This is a genomic window from Bradyrhizobium sp. JR3.5 (assembly GCF_054057015.1).
On sequence record NZ_JBSRYV010000001.1, the window covers coordinates 2056603 to 2075560 of the forward strand.

Annotated in this window: 17 protein-coding genes and 1 pseudogene; 13 read left to right on the top strand and 5 right to left on the bottom strand. The window is 64.4% G+C overall.

All coding sequences use genetic code 11. The annotated features are described in order from the left end of the window. Window positions 1–3 precede the first annotated feature (3 nt). Entirely contained in the window at window positions 4–2073 is a 2070-nt protein-coding gene (locus ACVWW1_RS10325; RefSeq protein WP_456655698.1) for an ATP-dependent helicase, read from the top strand. Between the two features lie 143 nt (window positions 2074–2216). Here the strand turns inward: ACVWW1_RS10325 and ACVWW1_RS10330 are convergent, their stop codons facing one another. After that, on the bottom strand, window positions 2217–2948 hold the full coding sequence (locus ACVWW1_RS10330) for an adenylate/guanylate cyclase domain-containing protein (protein WP_456655699.1): 732 nt from the start codon (window positions 2946–2948) through the stop codon (window positions 2217–2219). A gap of 82 nt (window positions 2949–3030) precedes the next feature. Beyond that, window positions 3031–3282 carry a PilZ domain-containing protein gene (locus tag ACVWW1_RS10335; RefSeq protein WP_207839834.1) on the bottom strand — a complete coding sequence of 84 codons (252 nt, stop codon included), beginning with the start codon at window positions 3280–3282 and terminating at the stop codon, window positions 3031–3033. 383 nt (window positions 3283–3665) lie between these two features. On the opposite strand from ACVWW1_RS10335, the gene ACVWW1_RS10340 reads away from it, so the two are divergent. From ACVWW1_RS10340 to ACVWW1_RS10350, 3 genes are read left to right on the top strand one after another with little or no spacing between them, the layout of a single operon-like run. Then, window positions 3666–4958 carry an MFS transporter gene (locus ACVWW1_RS10340; RefSeq protein WP_456655700.1) on the top strand — a complete coding sequence of 431 codons (1293 nt, stop codon included), beginning with the start codon at window positions 3666–3668 and terminating at the stop codon, window positions 4956–4958. 11 nt (window positions 4959–4969) lie between these two features. Beyond that, entirely contained in the window at window positions 4970–6157 is a 1188-nt protein-coding gene (locus ACVWW1_RS10345; RefSeq protein WP_456655701.1) for an acyl-CoA dehydrogenase family protein, read from the top strand. A 24-nt stretch (window positions 6158–6181) separates the two neighbouring features. Beyond that, complete coding sequence (locus tag ACVWW1_RS10350; protein ID WP_176531316.1) at window positions 6182–6583, top strand: VOC family protein; 402 nt, start codon at window positions 6182–6184, stop codon at window positions 6581–6583. A 262-nt stretch (window positions 6584–6845) separates the two neighbouring features. Here the strand turns inward: ACVWW1_RS10350 and ACVWW1_RS10355 are convergent, their stop codons facing one another. Further along, window positions 6846–7598, bottom strand: coding sequence for a Spy/CpxP family protein refolding chaperone (locus tag ACVWW1_RS10355; protein WP_456655702.1), 753 nt, complete (start codon window positions 7596–7598; stop codon window positions 6846–6848). Between the two features lie 454 nt (window positions 7599–8052). Here ACVWW1_RS10355 and ACVWW1_RS10360 point away from each other — a divergent pair. From ACVWW1_RS10360 to ACVWW1_RS10400, 9 genes and pseudogenes are all read left to right on the top strand, one after another. Next, window positions 8053–9395, top strand: a pseudogene (locus tag ACVWW1_RS10360) (ABC transporter substrate-binding protein). A 117-nt stretch (window positions 9396–9512) separates the two neighbouring features. Then, window positions 9513–10451, top strand: coding sequence for a carbohydrate ABC transporter permease (locus ACVWW1_RS10365; RefSeq protein WP_176531314.1), 939 nt, complete (start codon window positions 9513–9515; stop codon window positions 10449–10451). After that, window positions 10451–11362 carry a carbohydrate ABC transporter permease gene (locus tag ACVWW1_RS10370; protein ID WP_176531313.1) on the top strand — a complete coding sequence of 304 codons (912 nt, stop codon included), beginning with the start codon at window positions 10451–10453 and terminating at the stop codon, window positions 11360–11362. The genes ACVWW1_RS10365 and ACVWW1_RS10370 overlap by 1 nt, the downstream gene beginning before the upstream one ends. A 20-nt stretch (window positions 11363–11382) precedes the next feature. Next, window positions 11383–12483 carry an ABC transporter ATP-binding protein gene (locus ACVWW1_RS10375; RefSeq protein WP_456655703.1) on the top strand — a complete coding sequence of 367 codons (1101 nt, stop codon included), beginning with the start codon at window positions 11383–11385 and terminating at the stop codon, window positions 12481–12483. 28 nt (window positions 12484–12511) lie between these two features. Next, window positions 12512–13501 carry a hydroxyacid dehydrogenase gene (locus tag ACVWW1_RS10380; protein ID WP_176531311.1) on the top strand — a complete coding sequence of 330 codons (990 nt, stop codon included), beginning with the start codon at window positions 12512–12514 and terminating at the stop codon, window positions 13499–13501. A 68-nt stretch (window positions 13502–13569) separates the two neighbouring features. Further along, window positions 13570–14994, top strand: coding sequence for an amidase (locus ACVWW1_RS10385; RefSeq protein ID WP_456655704.1), 1425 nt, complete (start codon window positions 13570–13572; stop codon window positions 14992–14994). 91 nt (window positions 14995–15085) lie between these two features. Next, window positions 15086–15745, top strand: coding sequence for a hypothetical protein (locus tag ACVWW1_RS10390; protein WP_456655705.1), 660 nt, complete (start codon window positions 15086–15088; stop codon window positions 15743–15745). Between the two features lie 51 nt (window positions 15746–15796). Next, complete coding sequence (locus tag ACVWW1_RS10395; RefSeq protein ID WP_420840863.1) at window positions 15797–16570, top strand: transporter substrate-binding domain-containing protein; 774 nt, start codon at window positions 15797–15799, stop codon at window positions 16568–16570. 186 nt (window positions 16571–16756) lie between these two features. Further along, the gene (locus tag ACVWW1_RS10400; protein WP_456655706.1) at window positions 16757–17551 is read left to right on the top strand and encodes a DUF2147 domain-containing protein; all 795 of its coding nucleotides are present in this window, start codon (window positions 16757–16759) and stop codon (window positions 17549–17551) included. Window positions 17552–17664: 113 nt separating this feature from the next. Here ACVWW1_RS10400 and ACVWW1_RS10405 read toward each other — a convergent pair whose 3' ends face one another. Beyond that, window positions 17665–18069 carry a (R)-mandelonitrile lyase gene (locus ACVWW1_RS10405; RefSeq protein WP_456655707.1) on the bottom strand — a complete coding sequence of 135 codons (405 nt, stop codon included), beginning with the start codon at window positions 18067–18069 and terminating at the stop codon, window positions 17665–17667. Window positions 18070–18092: 23 nt separating this feature from the next. Then, complete coding sequence (locus tag ACVWW1_RS10410; protein WP_176531306.1) at window positions 18093–18791, bottom strand: ribonuclease activity regulator RraA; 699 nt, start codon at window positions 18789–18791, stop codon at window positions 18093–18095. Window positions 18792–18958 lie beyond the last annotated feature (167 nt).

The window sequence follows — 18958 nt, forward strand, 5'->3', positions numbered from 1 at the left end:
TTCGTGCCTGATCTTGCCAACACAGCCTATCTCGATGCGCTCAATTCCGAGCAGCGCCGCGCCGTCGAGCACGGGGTCGGCAAGGATGGCATCGTCGGCGCCCCGCTGCTGGTGATCGCGGGCGCGGGCTCCGGTAAGACCAATACGCTCGCCCATCGCGTCGCGCATCTGATCGTCGCGGGCGTCGATCCGCGCCGCATCCTGTTGATGACCTTTTCGCGACGCGCAGCCGCCGAGATGGCCGGCCGCGTCGAACGCATCGCGCGGCGCGTGCTCGGCGATCGCGCCTCGATCATGACCGATGCGCTGAATTGGGCGGGCACGTTCCACGGCATCGGCGCGCGGCTGCTCCGGGAATTCGCCGAACGCATCGCCCTCGACCCGGCTTTCACGATCCATGACCGTGAGGATTCCGCCGACCTGATGAACCTGGTCCGCCACGATCTCGGGTTCTCCCGCACCGAAAGCCGGTTTCCCACCAAAGGCACATGCCTTGCGATCTATTCGCGCTGCGTGAACGCGGAGATGCCGATCGAGGCCGTGCTGGGCCAGTTCTTCCCGTGGTGCTCCGGCTGGGCCAGCGAGTTGAAGCAATTGTTTGCGGCCTATGTCGAAGCCAAGCAGCGGCAGAACGTGCTCGATTACGACGACCTTCTGCTCTACTGGGCGCAGATGGTGACGGACACTGCGCTGGCCGAGGAGATCGGCGGCCGCTTCGACCATGTGATGGTCGACGAATATCAGGACACCAACCGCCTGCAGTCCTCCATCCTGCTCGCGCTCAAGCCGGCGGGACGCGGGCTCACCGTCGTCGGCGACGACGCACAGTCGATCTACTCGTTCCGCGCCGCCACCGTGCGCAACATCCTCGACTTCCCGGCGCAGTTCAGCCCGGCCGCCGAGATCGTCACGCTCGACCGCAACTATCGCTCGACGCAGCCGATCCTGGCGGCCGCCAACGGCGTGATCTCGCTCGCCAAGGAACGCTTCACCAAGAACCTGTGGACCGACCGGACCTCGACCCGCAAGCCGCTGCTCGTCACGATCCGCGACGAAGCCGATCAAGCCCGTTACATCGTCGAGCAGGTGCTGGCCAACCGTGAGGAAGGCGCGCTGTTGAAGCATCAGGCGGTGCTGTTCCGCACCTCCTCGCACAGCGGTCCGCTGGAGGTCGAGCTGACCCGCCGCAACATTCCCTTCGTGAAGTTCGGCGGCCTCAAATTCCTCGATGCCGCGCACGTCAAGGACATGCTGGCGCTGCTGCGCTTCACCGCGAATCCGCGCGACCGGGTCGCCGGCTTTCGCATCCTGCATCTGTTGCCTGGCGTCGGGCCGGCCTCGGCGCAGCGCGTGCTCGACCGCATGGCAGAAACCGCCGATCCGATCGCGGAGCTCGCAGCGTTGCCGGCCCCGCCCCGCGCCGGCGCCGACTGGCAGCTGTTCGTCGAGGCGATCGAGAACCTTCGCTACTCGGAATGGCCCGTCGACATCGAACGCGCGCGCCTCTGGTACGAGCCGCATCTCGATCGAATCCACGAAGACAGCGAAGTCCGCCGCGCCGACCTCATTCAGCTCCAGCAGATCGCCGCCAGCTATCCGTCACGCGAACGCTTCCTCACCGAGCTCACGCTCGATCCGCCCGATGCGACCAGTGACCAGGCCGGCGTGCCGCTGCTCGACGAGGATTATCTGATCCTGTCGACCATCCACTCCGCCAAGGGGCAGGAATGGAAATCCGTCTACGTGCTCAACGTCGTCGACGGCTGCATGCCCTCCGATCTCGGCGCCGGCACGTCGGCTGAACTCGAGGAGGAGCGCCGCCTGCTCTATGTCGCCATGACCCGCGCCAAGGACGATCTGCATCTACTGGTGCCGCAGCGTTTCTTCGTCCACGGCCAGGCCGCCAAGGGCGACCGCCACATGTACGCCTCGCGTACCCGCTTCATCCCGGAAAGGCTGCTGCCGATGTTCGAGCGGACCGGCTGGCCGCGCGCTGCGGCCGCGCAGACCTCCTCCGCCAACCGGGCGCCGCCGATCGATATCGGCGCCCGGATGCGCGGCATGTGGCGCTGACCCGGTTCAAAAGGATTTCACGTGGGCGGGAACGAAGCCGCCGGTTCGGCGTTGAGGCGACGTTCGTAATCGGCAAACGACCATCCCGACGGCTTCGGCGCGCAATGGCACGCTGGAGCCGTCTTTTTTTGCGCTGCGTCAATTCAGGCAGAAAACAGCATAACCGGCTGGTCGAAGCCCTTCAGCGTATAATCGGAACCGGCCGCGGTGATCATGTCGCGGGTTCGATCGCGCACGGCCGTCGTGACCAGGATCTCGCCGGATTTTGCCATCGCCTGGGCACGTGCCGCGCGATTGACCACCGTGCCGACAGCCGTCAGGTCGCGATGGGTCTGGCCGAACTCTCCGAAATTGGTGTCGCCACTGTCCATCCCGATCCCGATGCCGAGCTCGATGTCGCCGGCGCCGATCGTCCGCGCCAGGGCGTCGTGCCTTTCCTGGAAACGGCGCTGGATGTCGCGCGCTGCCAGCAAGGCCTGCACGGCATGATCGTCCCGGCGCACCGGAAAATTGAAGATCGCGAACACGGCATCGCCGATCGTCTTGTTGAGAATGCCGTCATAGCGCCAGATCGCGGCGGCGCAGTCGTCGTAGAACGCATCGAGCAGCGACGTCAGCCCGTCCTGCGCGATGGTCTGCGTCAGCGTCGTGTAGCCGCGCAGATCGGCGAACAGGATGGTGGCGTCGATGGTCACGGCGCGTGCCTTCATGATCTTCGAGAAGGCCATCTCGCAGATCGTGCAGGTGTTCGGGTTCATGCGACTCGGCCGGATACCGAACAGGCGGAACGGCGCCGACAAGGGACCGCGCAGCGGGATCGGCATGTGCAGGTTTTGCCAGCAGCCGAGGCAGATCGTTGCGGGTTCCGGAGTCATCGGCGCCTCACCTGCTGTTCCAGCAACGAAACCACCCCAGCCTGGCTCGGTCGGTCATGGCGTCCCCACGAGATTGCCGCGCTCAGGCGGTCGTCACGAAACTCACTCCAATCCGCGTCTTCTTGCTCCAGATCACCTGGCAGTCATAGACAACCGAGGCGTCCCGGGCCATCACCAGGCGGAATCGGTGCGGGACGAAGGCCGGATTCTCGACCTCGATGGCGGCCCCTTCCGGCGATATGTTCACGATCGTGCAATGCATGACCGAACCGCCCGACGAGACATAGCCGGGTTGATTGACCTCGGTTCGCGGATGCTTGCGCTTTTCGTCCACCCGGACTGCCCCCTAAACTTTCTTCACGCAAACGTGGGCGATCGGCATTGCAGGAGTCAACGGCTCCCGCAGCCCGCATCAGGCTTTCGCACCACGATTTGTGCGCAGCAGTAAGCCGAATTGCTTATCGCACCCGTGCAGATGAGCCCCGCGTCGGTGCGGGCTTGCCGTTCGCGACAGCGCGAGGATAGCCTCACCCTATGGGCGATGCGCTGGCGCGACGCACGCTCCCAACAACAACGAACAGGCGCCATAGGGAGACGCGCCATGTTCGAGATTCTCGATCGCCGGACGACTCTGACCGGCAACCAGATCAAGATCCTTGCGGCGGCCATCATCGGCGATGCGCTGGAGTTCTTCGACTACTTCTTCTGATCGGCTTTGTGCTCGCATTCCTGATCGGGCCGTGGAAACTCACCTTTGGCCAGTCGGCCACCGTGCTGATGAGCTCCGGCATCGGTGCCATCCTCGGCCCCTATCTATGGGGCTGGCTCGCCGACCGGGTCGGGCGCCGCATCGTCTTCATCGGCACCGTGCTGAATTTCTCGATCGCGACCGGCCTGCTCTATTTCACGCCCGACAATGGCTGGGTCTATCTGGCGATCCTGCGCTTCTTCGTCGGCACCGGCGTCGGCGGACTTTATTGCGTCGACCTGCCGCTGGTGCAGGAGTTCATGCCCTCGCACAAGCGCGGCTGGGTCGGCGGGCTCGTCACCTGCGTGATCCCGCTCGGCGTCGGGCTCGGCGCGGTGCTCGGCGCGGTCATGGGCACCGATCAGTGGCGGCTGCTGTTTGCGATCGGCGTGCTGCCCGCTGTCCTGGTGCTGCTGATCCGGCTCTGGGTTCCGGAGTCGCCGCGCTGGCTGTGCCGGCAGGGACGCTATGACGAAGCCCGCAAGTCGCTGGCCTGGGCGCTGCAGGTGCCGCCATCGGAGCTGCCCTTGCCGAGCGCGGCCGACGCCGGCCCAATCGTCAAGACAAGCTGGTTCGACCTGTTCAAATATCCGCGCAGCCTGATCGTCTCCTGGCTCGGCAACGCCGGCGCGCAGACCGGCGTCTACGGCATCACGCTGTGGGCGCCCGCGCTGTTCGTGCTGCTCCTGAAGGTCACGCCGCAGGAGGCCGCCAAGATGATGATCCTGCTCAGCCTCACCGGCTTCCTCGGACGCATCTCGTTCTCCTACTTCTCGGAACTGCTGGGACGGCGCATCGCCGGCGGCCTGCTCGGCTTCGGCGCCGGCGCGCTGACCATCATTGCCGGCTATCACTACGACGCGACACTGTTCGGCATGTCGGCATTCTGGCTGCTGCTCGGCGCCGCGTTCTTCTTCGCCGACGGTGGCTTTGCGATCGTCGGGCCCTATGCCGCGGAGGTCTGGCCGTCGCATCTGCGCACCACGGGGATGGGATCGGCCTACGGCTTCGGCGGCATCGGCAAAATCATCGGGCCGGTCGGGCTTGCCCTGATCGTCGGCTCGAACAACTACCTCAAGCCGGATGTACCGCTCACCCAGATCCCGACCGCCTTCGTCTATCTCGGCTGCTGGTTCCTGATGGCGGGCGCCGTCTATCTGTTCTTCGGGCTCGAGACCCGGGGCAAGTCGATCGAGCAGATCGACAAGGAGCTCAATGCGACCGCCGACGTCGCGGCCGCCGCAACGATCCGGCGCGCCTGAGGGAGGTGAATATGAGCGTGACTGCTGCCGATCTTGCCGGCGATCGCGACGTGATCGCCCGCGCCGAGGCAATCAGGGACGCGGTTGCAGCCGCCTCCGACGAGATCGAGACGTCCCGCCGCCTGCCGCCCGATCTGCTCGACCGGCTGCATGAGGCGCGGCTGTTCCGCCTGCTGTTGCCGCGCTCGACCGAGGGGATCGAAACCGATCCCGTCACCTTCTTCCATGTCATCGAGACCATCGCCAAGGCCGATGCCTCGACGGCGTGGTGCCTGAGCCAGGCCGGCGGCTGTGCGATGTCGGCGGCCTATCTCGACCTGCCGGTCGCGCAGGAGATGTTTGCCGATCCGCGCGCCGTGCTGGCTTGGGGACCCGGCCCGAAGGTCAAGGCGATCGAGTGCGCGGACGGCTACCGCGTCACCGGGGTCTGGTCGTTTGCCTCCGGCGGGCGGCACGCCACCTGGCTAGGCGCCCACTGCCCGGTCTATGCCGCGGACGGCTCGCCGCGCCGCGACGTCAATGGCGAGCAGGTCGAGCGCACCATGCTGGTGCGGACCGAAGACGTCGAATGGACCGACATCTGGAACACGGTCGGGCTGCGCGGCACTGCCAGCGACCAGTTCGCGCTCAACGACGTCTTCGTCCGCGCGGACCATTCGATCACCCGCGAGTTCGATCGCGAATGCCGCGAGAATGGTCCGCTGTACCGGATGAGCAACCACACCTGCTATCAGGTCGGATTCGCCGGGGTCGCCTGCGGCATTGCGCGCAGCGCACTGGACAATTTCGTCGATATCGCCCGCAATAAGGTGCCGCGCGGCATGAAGAAGACGCTGCGCGACAATGCCGTGGTGCAATCCGGCCTCGCCCAGGCCGAAGTCAATCTGCGCGCCGCCCGCGCCTTCCTGCTGCAGTCGATGGCGGATATCTGGCAGGACCTGGTTGCCGGGCACAGCATTACGGTCGCGCAGCGCATGACGATCCGGATGGCGGCAACGCACGCCATCCACAAGGCGCGGGAAGCCGTCGACTTTGCCTACAACACGGCCGGCGCCACCGCGATCTTCGACGGCCATCCGTTGGAGCGGCGCTTCCGCGACATCCACACCGTGACCCAGCAACTGCAGGGGCGCTTCAGCCATTTCGAGACCGTCGGCGCCTGGATGCTGGGCGTCGATGCCGACCTCAGCTTCGTTTAACCCGATTTCTCAGGGAGAAGAACCATGCCACTGGGTGGACTACAGCATTTCACGATCGAACCGCAGGACCTGGAGAAGACCAAGGCGTTCTATTGCGATGTGCTCGGGCTCGAGAATGGCGATCGTCCGCCGCTCGATTTCCCCGGCTACTGGCTCTATTCCGGCGGCCAGGCCACTGTCCATTTAATGGGCACTCGCAAACCGCGCGACGGCATCGTGGTGCGCGGCACCGAGAAGAAATATGAGGACACCGGGCGGCTCGATCATATTGCCTTCGCCGCCACCGACGTCGACGCCGTGCGCAAACGCCTGCAGGCGAAGAACGTCAGCTTCCGCGAGCAGATCGTGCCGCGCACCGGCGACACTCAGATATTCCTCTACGATCCCGACGGCGTCGGCGTGGAGCTGAACTTCCCGAAGGGCTGAACAGCCTTCGCCGGATTATTCCGCTGCTCAACAATTGGCCGGCGCATGTGCCGGCCAAATCTTCATGTCAGCAAGACGGTTCCCGACAAGGCCCTGACTCGGCCATCACTCGGGCGTGATCCGGTCCGTTTTTCTTCAACATTGAATGACGAATTAGCCAGGCCGCGCCGCTGCGGCAGAATAGCCGGGGTGCTGCGCCTTTAACCTACCCCAGGGCTTGGTGGCCCGGCTATTCGTCCCCACTTCGCTGTCGGAAATGACCCTAGTCCAGCCCGCGTTCGTGGCTGAGGCGGACCATTTCGTTGATGAAGATTTGTTTCTGCTTGTCGTCGAGGCTCGCATAGAGCGGCTCGGCGGCGTCGGCGACGCCGCGCTGATCGATTGCGCGGTCATTGAGGAACTGGGCCTCGTTGCGCATCTGCTCGATGATGTCATCAGGCGGATCGCGCTGCGCCCGTGCAATGCGGAGGTTGAGGCGGTCGGCGCCATTGTGCCCGAGATAGTGCATCGCACTGTTGAAGCCGGCCCAATTCTTCTCCTGCTCCGGCGTCAGGTTGAGTTCCTTCTTGATCCGCTCGATGTTGGCGTCGCTGTTCGCGACGATCTGTTCGGCCGTGAGCTGCGGTGCGCCGGCTTGGGTCAGCACGGTCGGCGCTTGCTTCGCACCCTTGTCCTTGGCGGCGGCCTTGGCCGATTTGGCGGCCTTGGCGCCCTGCTTGTCGCCGGACGCCGGAGCCTGTGCATTCTTGCCGTTGCCGGCATTGGGGTTGGCGTTGTTGTTACCGGTCAAGACCCCGGTCACGCCGGTCACCACCCCGACGACGCCGCCGATTGCTCCGCCCAGAACGCCGCCAACCGGTCCGGCGGCCTTGTTACCTTCGCGCGCGCCGTTTTCGACGCCCTGCACGATCTGCGCATCGACCATGTGAGGCACTGCAAGCAGCGTGACGGCGGCGGCCCCAACCGCGGCGCACAATCTCCATTGCGCTCGCAGCTTCGCTACCGGGATGAGCATGATCGAGTCTCCGTGATCGATGGTGTGAATTGGACTGACGCGGCGGGCAGGGTCGACGAATCCGGAGTTTATCGTTTCCGGCTTCAGCAAGTCTATCGGTCGCGCCGGGCATCAACATGGCGGAACACGGCTCGGTCAGGGCTCGGCCGGAAACCTGCGGCTCAACCGCGCACCGTCTACAAGCATCGCCGCGCCGACCTCCGCGTGCGTCGCAGCATGATCACCGGACGCGCGGCAAACCATGGGCAACTGCAGTGATGCCGATGACTCTGCCTGCGATTTGACCACAACGTTAGTACTACGTGGCACGGGCATCTCGTTTCTCGACAGCAGCCGGCAATTCTGTTCTGATCAGCGTGAACGAAATCCCGCGACGTCGCGCGAACGCGACGCACAAAAACAATAACGGGATTCAAAAAGTCTTTTGTCCGTCGGCTACCAGGGAGGGAATGCCATGTCACGGAAGAAGCTTTCGCGCCGAGAATTCGTTGCAGCGACAGCGCTGTCATCGGCGGCGCTCATTACAGCCCCCTACGTACGTGGCGCCTACGCAGCAGCGGAAAGCTCACGATGGGCTTCTGGGATCATTGGGTGCCGGGCGCAAACAGCGCGTCCACCGAACTCGTCAAGGAATGGGGCGCCAAGGAAAAAGTCGAGGTCGAGATCGACTACATCACCAGCCAGGGCAACAAGAACATCGTCACCATCGCCGCCGAGGCGCAGGCGAAATCCGGTCACGATATCTTCCAGATGCCGACGTGGTGGCCGCAGTCCAATGCCGAACTGCTCGAGCCGGTCAACGACATCATGGACCCGCTCATCAAGCTGAACGGCGACGTCAACGGTACAGTGAAGTATCTCGGCCAGGCCGACGGCAAATGGCTCGGCGTTCCCGCCAGCGTCGGCAGCCAGATCAAGGGTCCCTGCTCGCGCATCGACCTGATGAAGAAGTATGCCAATATCGACGTGCAGGAAATGTATCCGGCCGGAAGCCCTCCGAAAGCGGACAACTGGACCCTCGATACGTTCCTCAAGGCGGCTGAAGCCTGCCACAAGGCCGGCTTCCCGTTCGGCATCGGTCTCGGCGAGACCAGCGACAGCGTCGATACTGCCGGCGCGATCTTTCAGTCGTTCGGTGCGCAACTGGTCGACGCCAAGGGCAACCTCACCGTAAAGACCGACGCGGTGCGCCAGTCGCTCGAATTCTACAAGAAACTTCTTGCTTTCCTGCCGCCCGATGTTTCCGCATGGGACGATGCCTCCAACAACAAGTGGCTGGTCTCGGGCAGGGGTGCGATGATCATGAACCCGCCGAGCGCCTGGGCGGTCGCCAAGCGCGATGCTCCGCAGGTCGCAGAGCAATGCTGGACACATGGGTTCCCGGCCGGGCCGAAGGGACGCTTCGCGCCCTATTTGCCGTTCTTCTGGTCGATCTGGTCGTTCTCGAAGAACAAGGAAGCGGCGAAGAGCCTGCTGTCCTTCCTGTCGCAACCCGCATCGATCGAAAAGATGGTGGTCGCGAGCGGCGGATATGACCTGCCGGCCTACGAAAAGCTCACAACGTTGAAGGTTTGGGCTGAGGAAGCGCCGCCAAAGGGCACGCTCTACCACTATCCGAATCCCTACCATCATCAGACGCTGTCGATCGCGGCATCGCCCGCGCCGCCCAAGGTCGCGCAGCAGATCTACTTCCAGGCCACCCTGACCAAGATGTGCCTGCGCTACTACCAAGGTGAAGGCCTGGAAAAGACGCTCGCCTGGGCCGAAGGCGAGTGCGAAGGCTTCATGCGAAGCTGACGAACGGACGAGCTCGCGCGCGGCCGCCGATCGTGCTGGCCGCGCGGGGTCTCGTCTTTATAGACCAACCGCCGGACCGGCGAGCCGTGCAACCAACCCGCGCGAGGAACCTGCGTAATGGTTGATGTCGCATTCCAATCCAACCGCACAGCCGCGGCCCCGACAGGGCGAAGGCGCGCCGGCCTGCGCAACGCGCTGCGGCGCAAGTCGATGTCAGCATTCCTGATGACGCTGCCGCTGATCCTCCTGATCGCCGTGCTCGTGATCTATCCGGCCCTCTATTCCCTGCATCTGGCGACGCTGAACAAGGCGATGACGAAGTTCGTCGGCTTCGGCAATTTCGAGTTCCTGTTCAAGCGCGAAACCTTCTGGCTGGTGGTCAAGCAATCCTGCATCTTTGCGATATCGGCGGTGGTCTTCAAAGCGCTGATCGGTTTCATCGTCGCGCATTTCGTGCACAATGTTCCCGCCAACAAGCAGCGCAAATGGCGCGGCATGCTGCTGGTGCCATGGGTGATCCCGCCGGCGATGAGCACGCTGGCCTGGCTGTGGCTGTTCGACCCGTCCTACAGCGCCTTCAACTACACGCTTGCGTTCTTCGGCCTCGGGCCGATCCCGTGGACCGGCGACGCGATGTGGGCGCGCTTCTCGGTGATCCTGGTCAATGTCTGGTACGGCGCGCCGTTCTTCATGATCATGTATCTGGCGGCGCTGAAATCGGTGCCCGAGCAGCTCTATGAGGCGGCCGCGATCGACGGCGCCAATTGGTGGCAGCGGATCTGGTACGTGACCTTGCCGATGATGCGCAACATCATCGCGATCACGACGCTGTTCTCGCTGATCGTAACCTTCGCCAATTTCGACATCGTGCGCATCCTGACCGCGGGCGGGCCGCTCGACCACACCCACATCTTCGCCACCTGGGCGTTCCGCGTCGGCATCGAGGGCAGCGACATTCCGCTCGGCGCCAGCGTCTCGCTGTTCATGGTGCCGATCCTCGCGGTCGCGGCGATCTTCATCCTGCGCGACATCACCAAACGCGGGAATGAATCCTGATGAGCACGGTGACGATCGACAAGTCGGGACCGACCCGCAAGGTCAAATACGGCAGCATGAGTCGCGACCGGACCTGGGCGCTACGCTGGTCCTATTTCTTCCTGACGCTGTTTGCGATCTTCTCGCTGGTGCCGCCGCTCTACATGCTGATCACCTCCCTGAAAGGCAGCGCGGAGATCTCGGCGGCGACCAATCCGTGGTGGGTCTACCACCCGACACTCGAGAACTACGTTCAGCTCCTGACGTCGAACCAGTTCCTGCGCTTCTTCTGGAATTCGGCCTGGGTCTCGATCATCGTGGTCACCATCACGATGCTGATCAGCGTGCCGGCTGCCTTTGCGCTGGCGCGGATGAAGTTCTGGGGCTCGGCGACGCTCGCGACCGGGGTGTTCCTCACCTATCTCATTCCGGACAGCCTGCTGTTCATCCCGCTGTTCAAGATGTTCGCGGTAATCGGCGACTGGACCGGAATTCAGCTCATCAACCGCTGGTATGTGCTGCTGTTCATTTACCCGACGCTGACGGTGCCGTTCTGCACCTGGATCATGATCGGCTATTTCGCCTCGATCCCAAAGGAGCTCGATGAGGCCGCGATCATCGACGGCGCGAGCTGGTTCCAGACGCTGACGCGGATCTTCATCCCGGTCGCCCTGCCCGGCCTGATCGCGGCGACGATCTTTGCCTTCACCGTCTCCTGGGCCCAGTTCCTCTATCCCCTGGTTTTCACCACCTCGACCGATCAGCTTGTGCTGCCGGTCGGCATCATCACGACCCTGATCAAGGGCGACGTCTTCAACTGGGGGCAGATCATGACCGGCGCCCTGCTCGGCGCCGCGCCGCCGCTGATCATCTACGCCTTCCTGATGGACTACTACATTGCCGGCCTGACCGCCGGTGCGACAAAAGGTTGAACGCGACAAAGGTAGGATTCATGGCCGACGTCAGTTTGCGCAAGGTGGTGAAACGTTACGACGAGGTCGAGGCGGTGCGCGGCATCGACCTCGATATCGCCGACCATGAGTTCGTGGTGCTGGTCGGGCCGAGCGGCTGCGGCAAGTCGACGACGCTGCGGATGATCGCCGGCCTCGAGGACATTTCCGACGGCGATATCATGATCGGCGGCGATGTCGTCAACGACGTGCCGCCGAAGGACCGTGACATCGCAATGGTGTTCCAGAACTATGCGCTGTATCCGCACATGACCGTCGCCGAGAACATGTCGTTCGGGCTGCGGCTCAAGCACTACCCCAAGGCCGAGATCAAGAGCCGGGTGACGGAAGCCGCCCGCATGCTCGACATCACCGACCTGATCGACCGCAAGCCGAAGCAGCTCTCCGGCGGCCAGCGCCAGCGCGTCGCGATGGGACGCGCGATCGTGCGCAACCCGAAGGTGTTCCTGTTCGACGAGCCGTTGTCCAACCTCGACGCCAAGCTGCGCGTGCAGATGCGGATCGAGATCAAGAAGGTGCATCAGAAGGTCCGCACCACGACCGTCTACGTCACCCATGACCAGGTCGAGGCGATGACGCTGGCCGATCGCGTGGTGGTGATGAACCACGGCAGGATCGAGCAGATCGGCACGCCCAACGAGCTGTATCACAAGCCGGCGACCCGGTTCGTCGCAAGCTTCATCGGCTCGCCGGCGATGAACTTCGTGCCGTGCCGGCTCGAAGACGTCGGCGGCAAGCTCAACGTGCGGCTGACCGATCGGCTCTCCTTTCCGCTGCCGCCGGCGCGCGCCGCCCGCTACCAGGGCCTTTCCCGTACCGACAAGCTGCTGCTGGGTCTGCGGCCCGAGCATATCATGGAGGCGCGGCCGCACGCCGAGCCCGGCATCGAGCCGTTCGATGCGATGCTCGACGTCACGGAGCCGATGGGCATGGAGACGCTGGTCTACTTCACGCTCGAGGGCTCCCAGCTCTGCGGCCGGGTCAATCCCAATGCCGGCGCGCGGGATGGCAGCCCGCTCCGATTGGCTGTGGACCTCAACAATATGCATTTGCTAAACGAGGTGACCGGCGCCGTGCTTTGACGGCGCACAAGAACCTCAAGGGCAGGAAATGGCTACCAACAAGAAGAAGATTTTCATCACCCAGACTCTGTCTCCGGGGGCACGGGCCCTCCTCAATGAACGCGATGATGTAGAACTCGTCGAATTTCCCAACCTGATCTCGGCCAAGGACTTCCAGGCGATGCTGGAGCAGCATGCGCCGGTCCATGGCGTGGCGCTCGGCGCGACCCGCTTCGGCGAGGCGGAGCTGGAGGCGTCCAAGGGCATGTTGGTGGTGACCCGGATCGGCGTCGGTTATGACGCAGTCGACGTGCCGGCGCTGTCCCGCCGCAAGGTGCCGCTGATGGTCGCAGGCACCGCGAACTCGCCGTCGGTCGCAGAGCACGCCCTGTTCATGATGCTGACGCTGGCCAAGCGCGCGCAGGAAATGCACGCGATGGTCAAGGAAGGCACCTGGGCGAGCCGGCTCGGCGTGCTGCCGTTCGACCTCTACGGCAAGACGGTCCTGATTGTCGGCTTCGGCCGCATCGGCACCCGTACCGCCAAGCGCTGCCTTGCGATGGAAATGAACGTGCTGGTCTACGATCCCTACAAGGCGGCCGGCGAGATCACCGCGGCCGGCTGTGAGGCGGTGCCGAGCCTCGAAGCAGCGCTGCCGCGGGCGGATTTCGTCACGATCCATTGCCCGAAGTCGCCCGAGACGGTCGGCCTGTTCAACGCCGCACGGATCAGGCTGATGAAGCCAACCGCCTATCTCATCAACACCGCCCGCGGCGGCATCGTGGACGAGAAGGCGCTGCACGACGCGCTGGCGTCGGGCAAGCTCGCCGGCGCCGGCCTCGACGTGTTCGAGGTCGAGCCTCCGTCGGTCGGCCAGCCCCTGCACGCCCTGCCGAATGTGATCATGGCACCGCACGTCGCGGGCGTGACGGTAGAGGCTGTCGATCGCATGAGCGAGCAGACCGCGCGCAATATCCTGAGCGTGCTGGACGGCAATCCGCTGCGCCAGAACGTGATCAATCAGGACGTCCTCGGCTGAGCTTTCAGCCCTTCTCGTTTGCGCCGCGGCCGATCCCCGAGGTCGGCCCGGCGATGCGGAGCACGCACATGGCTTTCAAGGAATTCGGCAACTACGACGCGGTCGGTCTCGCCGAGCTCGTCCGCAACAAGGACGTCACGGCAAGGGAGCTGCTCGACGAGGCGATTGCGCGCACGACCGCCGTCGATCCGAAGATCAACGCAGTCGTCGTCAAGCATTACGACTACGCCGAGCGCCAGATCGCCAAGGGGTTGCCTGACGGCCCCTTCACCGGCGTGCCGTTCCTGCTGAAGGATCTCGATCTGCTCGAGGGCACCCGCACCACGTCGGGCGCCAGTCTGCTGAAGGACTTCGTCGCCGATCACAACGGTACGCTGGCCCAGCGTTTCCTCGATGCGGGTCTTGCGATCTTCGGCAAGAGCGCGAGCCCGGAATTCGGGCTGATGCCGACGACGGAATCGCGCCTGTTCGGCCCGACCCGCAATCCCTGGAATCTCGATCATTCCTCCGGTGGCTCGTCCGGCGGCGCGGGGGCTGCTGTCGCCGCGCGCATCCTGCCCGTTGCGCATGCCAGCGACGGCGGCGGCTCGATCCGGATCCCCGCCTCCGCCTCCGGCGTATTCGGCATGAAGCCGACGCGCGCCCGCAACCCGTGCGGTCCCGATCGCGGTGAGGGCTGGGGCGGCTTCTCCGTCGGCCATGTGCTGAGCATCAGCGTCCGCGACAGCGCGGTCATGATGGATGCGATCCATGGTCCTGAGCCGTCGAGCCTCTACGTCGCGCCGCCGCCGGAGCGGCCGTTTTCCCAGGAGGTCGGCCGCGATCCCGGCCATCTGCGCATCAGCTTTACCGACAAGTCGCCCTATGGCGATGCGATCGATCCCGAGATCGCCGCAGCAGTCCGCGACATTGCCAAGCTGCTGGCGGGCCTCGGCCATCATGTCGAGGAGCGTGCGCCGTCACTTGCCGCCGATCCCGCCGCCGTCATGACGACGATCGTGGGCGGCAACACGGCGCTGACCATCCGCCTGCTCGAACAGCGCGTCGGGCGCACGCTGACGTCGGACGATGTCGAGCGGCTGACGCTCGCCAGCGGTCAGAACTCGGTCAAGATGACCCCCGCCGACTACGTCGCCGCGCAGCTTGCGGCGTTCCAGATCTCGCGCGGGCTTGCGACCTTCTTCGAGGGCTGCGACATCTTCCTCAGCCCAACCTTGTGCGCGCCGCCGCTCCGCATTGGCGAGTTGAACACGATGTCCGAGGACCTGACGCACATCGCGCCGGTGCTGCGCCGCTACATGCCTGGCACCTCGATGTTCAACATGTCCGGGCAGCCGGCAATGTCGGTGCCGCTGGCCTGGAACAAGGCCGGCCTGCCGCTCGGCATGATGTTCGCGGCCAAGCTTGGCGAGGAAGGACTGCTGTTCCGCCTGGCCGGCCAGCTCGAACAGGCTCGTCCCTGGAAGGACCGGCATCCGCCGGTCTGCGCCTAGCTCAATCGGGCGCGACAAAGGGTAGTCCAATCAGGTAGATAGGAAGGGCGCCGGCACGATTCCGCCGGCGTCATGCCTGGGAGACCGAACCGTGAGTGACCCGACCGACAATGCGCTCGCCGCAATCGCGAGCATTCTCGATCAGACGACGACGCCTCCCGACAAGTCCAAGTCGTCCGACACCAAGTCGTCCGACAAGGCCGCGGACAAGGCATCCGAGCCTGCCGAGGAGCCGCCGGTCTCGATAGCGATGCCACCGCCCCTGCCATCGTCCGTCGAGGTCGTCACCGTCGAGGCGGTGTCCATCAAGACTGTGTCCGTCGAGAGCGCGCCTGCCGAGCCGACGACAGTCGAGCAGCCGCCGATCGAGGAACCCGAGCTACTGGTCGAACAGTCTGAGCCGAGTGAGACCGAGCTGAGTGAACCCGAGCCGAGCGTGCCAGAGCCAGAGCCGATCCAGCCGCCCCAACCGATCGAGGCCAATGGCTATTCCAAGTCCGGCCCAGGCCCGATGGCCGCGCTGCGCTTCCGCTGGACAGTGCGCGAGAACGGCGCCCAATACTATGTCGACGAGACCGTCGGCGAAGGATCGACCCCGCTGGTCAACGGCCCGATGGACAGGGACGCCGCGATCAAATTCGTCGACGATCGCGAGGCCGAAGCGCGGCGCCGCTTCGAGCATTTCAAGCACGAGATCGTCAGCCGTACGGCGGCCGCCCTTCAGGCGAGCAAGGACCGCCACGAGGCCTGACACGCGATACGTGCTCACGGGCATCGCAAAAAGGCGGATGGAGAAAACTTGATGTTTCGCGCGCTGGCTGGCCTTGCTCTCGCTTTGCTCATTTCTGCCGCGCAAGCGCAGCCGGCGCCGTCCCGGCTCGATGAGATCGTCAAGCGCGGCACGCTGCGCGTCGGCATGACCGGCGACTACCTGCCCTTCACGGCGCTCGACAAGGAGACGAACGCGTTTCGCGGCTTCGACGTCGACATGGCGCAATCGCTCGGCAAGGCGCTCGGCGTCAAGGTCGAGTTCGTGCCGACATCGTGGCCGCAGATGATGAAGGATTTCGAGGCCGACAATTTCGACATCGCGATGGGCGGCGTCTCCATTACCTTCGACCGGCAGAAGAAGGGCCTGTTCTCGACGCCGATCATGCGCGAGGGCAAGACGCCGATCGCGCGCTGCGCCGACAAGGGCAAGTTTGAGACGATCGCCGAGATCGACAAGCCCGGCACCCGTGTCATCGTCAATCCCGGCGGCACCAACGAGCGTTTTGCGCGCGCCAACGTGAAGGCCGCGGACATCCGTGTCTTCAACGACAACACTAAAATCTTCGACGAGATCGCCAAGGGTGACGCTGACCTGATGATGACCGACGCGTCCGAGACGCGCTATCAGCAGAAGCTGCATCCCGGCGTGCTCTGCGCCGTGCATCCCGACAAGCCGTTCGACTTCGCGGAAAAGGCCTACTGGATGCAGCGCGACGTCGCGTTGAAGGCGTTTGTCGACCAGTGGCTCCATATCGCGCACGAAGACGGCAGCTACGCGAAGATCTATGCCGTGTGGTTTGAATAGGCTGCGTCAGGTTCACTGCTCGCGGGCCGCAAATTGATGCGCACGGCCTGAATCCGATCGCAATCCAGTGATTTGAACCTGGGGTTGCGAGGGCACGACTCATGTTCTGACCGTGATTTGGGGCACGTTCAGCGAGGCGCCTACTAAATAGCCTCGCGAACGGGATTCCCTGCACTGGAGGTCGAGATGAGAAAGCTTCTGGCGATCGCCACGCTCGTGCTGGCCAGCACGGCGACAGCGCAGGCGCAATATACGTTCGATTACGGCGGCCGCACCATTCGCATCGATCCCGATCGCGGAACGGTTTCGATCCCCGGCGTCTATGACAATACCGGCCGCAGCACCAAGCGCGCCAAGCACAGGGACGCCGAGCAGAAGCACGAGACGGCTCCGAAGGACGCCAAAACGGATTCTCCGTCCATGCCTGTCACGCCACCCGCGGCCGCTGCCTCACCCTCTTCGACTGCCGTTGATCAGGCCGCGGCGCCAGCGACAACGACAGAGCCTGCAAACACGAGCGTTGCGCCACCTCCGGCTACGGTAGCAACCACACCGCCACCACCACCCGCGCCGCCAGTTGTGCAACAAAGCGCCGCGCCGGCGTCGGCAAAGCCGGCCCCAGCGCCAACGGTCGGCGCCGCATCGCCCGCGCCCAAGCCGGCAGCAAACCCCGCACAAGCAGCCAACTCGCCGCTCGGCGTCTGGCTGACCGAAGAGAAGGAAGGCAAGGTCCGCATCGAGCAATGCGGCGCCAATCTCTGCGGTTATTCGGTCGACAAGACATCGAACGCCAACGGCGAGGAGGTGCTGATCAACATGAAGCCGGGCAAGGACAAATGGAGCGGCCGCATCTTCGATCCCAATAGCGGCAGCACCTACGATTCCACCATCGCACTGAAGAGCCCCGACACGCTGCGTGTCCAGGGCTGCGCGTTCGGCGGCATGTTCTGTGGCGGCCAGACCTGGACGCGGGTGAACTGATTACCTGCAAGTCGTCGTAGCCCGGATTACGCTTCGCTCCGTCCGAGCTACGCATACGAGCAACAAAAAAGCCCCGCAGTGCGCGGGGCTTTCCTTTGGCTTGCTACGCCGGCTCAGCCTACCTTGCCGTTGTATTCCTCGTCGGTGACGTGCTCCATCCAGGTCGAATAGACGCCGTCGAGCGCCTCCTGCATGGCGATGTGGGTCATGCTGTTGTCGGGCGAAGCGCCATGCCAATGCTTCTCGTTCGGCGGGATCCAGACGACGTCGCCCGGGCGGATCTCCTGGATCGGCCCGCCCTTGGCCTGCACGCGGCCGATGCCCGAGATCACGTACAGCGTCTGTCCGAGCGGATGGGTATGCCAGGCGGTGCGCGCACCGGGCTCGAATGACACGCGCGAAGCATTCAGCCGCGCCGGCGCCGGCGCCATGTTGATCGGGTCCTGCAGCACGCTGCCGGTGAAGTTCTCCTTCGGCGCGCGGCGAGTCGGCCGCGAGCCGGAAACGTGGATATCCATGGGGTTACCTCCCTTTCTTGACGTTATTTCTTGGTTGCGGCGTAGCGCGCCTTGGTCTCGGCATTCATCGGATACAGGCCGGGCAGCTGGGCGCCATTGTTCACCTCGTTGACGATCCAGGCCTCCATCCGCTCCTGCTCGGGTCCCTCGGCCAGCACCTGGTCAAGGAACGCCTGCGGGATCAGCACCGCGCCGTCCTGGTCGGCCACCACCACGTCGTTCGGAAACACGGCAACGCCGCCGCAGCCGATCGGTTCGCCCCAGCCGACGAAGGTCAGACCTGCAACCGACGGCGGCGCCGCGTAGCCGTCGCACCAGACCGGCAGGCCGGTGCCGAGCACGCCCTCAACGTCACGCACCACGCCATCGGTGATCAGCGCCGTCACCCCGCGCTTGACCATGCGCGCGCAGAGGATGTCGCCGAAAATGCCGGCATCGGCGATGCCCATGGCATCGACCACGGCAATGCAGCCCGCCGGCATCGCCTCGATCGCGGTACGGGTCGAGATCGGCGACGACCAGGATTCCGGCGTCGCCAGATCCTCGCGGGCCGGCACGAAGCGCAGCGTGAAGGCCGGTCCGACCAACCGCTTCTGCCCAGGCTTCAAGGGCTTGGTGCCGCGCATCCAGATGTTGCGCAGGCCCTTCTTGAGCAGGACCGTGGTGATGGTGGCGGTGGACACGTGCGACAGCGTCGCGATCGCTTCGGCGGACAGTGACATCTGGAAAGCTTGCTCCGATGGGAGGAAAAGACCGGCGCATGTTGCCGGGCGAAGGCCCTGCGTCAAGGGCTGCGCGAAAAAGCTGCGATCACCTAAATTTATCGCCGGCATGCCGATTAATTTATTGAAGTTGCTGCATCATTTTGCACGAAGCGAATTCCGTTTTG

Coding starts and splice junctions, on each gene's coding strand:
- ACVWW1_RS10370 (WP_176531313.1), top strand. CDS start 10,451: ATGAGCACGGTGACGATCGACAAGTCGGGACCGACCCGCAAGGTCAAA.
- ACVWW1_RS10410 (WP_176531306.1), bottom strand. CDS start 18,791: ATGTCACTGTCCGCCGAAGCGATCGCGACGCTGTCGCACGTGTCCACC.
- ACVWW1_RS10330 (WP_456655699.1), bottom strand. CDS start 2,948: ATGACTCCGGAACCCGCAACGATCTGCCTCGGCTGCTGGCAAAACCTG.
- ACVWW1_RS10395 (WP_420840863.1), top strand. CDS start 15,797: ATGTTTCGCGCGCTGGCTGGCCTTGCTCTCGCTTTGCTCATTTCTGCC.
- ACVWW1_RS10345 (WP_456655701.1), top strand. CDS start 4,970: ATGAGCGTGACTGCTGCCGATCTTGCCGGCGATCGCGACGTGATCGCC.
- ACVWW1_RS10365 (WP_176531314.1), top strand. CDS start 9,513: ATGGTTGATGTCGCATTCCAATCCAACCGCACAGCCGCGGCCCCGACA.
- ACVWW1_RS10355 (WP_456655702.1), bottom strand. CDS start 7,598: ATGCTCATCCCGGTAGCGAAGCTGCGAGCGCAATGGAGATTGTGCGCC.
- ACVWW1_RS10350 (WP_176531316.1), top strand. CDS start 6,182: ATGCCACTGGGTGGACTACAGCATTTCACGATCGAACCGCAGGACCTG.
- ACVWW1_RS10405 (WP_456655707.1), bottom strand. CDS start 18,069: ATGGATATCCACGTTTCCGGCTCGCGGCCGACTCGCCGCGCGCCGAAG.
- ACVWW1_RS10375 (WP_456655703.1), top strand. CDS start 11,383: ATGGCCGACGTCAGTTTGCGCAAGGTGGTGAAACGTTACGACGAGGTC.
- ACVWW1_RS10385 (WP_456655704.1), top strand. CDS start 13,570: ATGGCTTTCAAGGAATTCGGCAACTACGACGCGGTCGGTCTCGCCGAG.
- ACVWW1_RS10380 (WP_176531311.1), top strand. CDS start 12,512: ATGGCTACCAACAAGAAGAAGATTTTCATCACCCAGACTCTGTCTCCG.
- ACVWW1_RS10400 (WP_456655706.1), top strand. CDS start 16,757: ATGAGAAAGCTTCTGGCGATCGCCACGCTCGTGCTGGCCAGCACGGCG.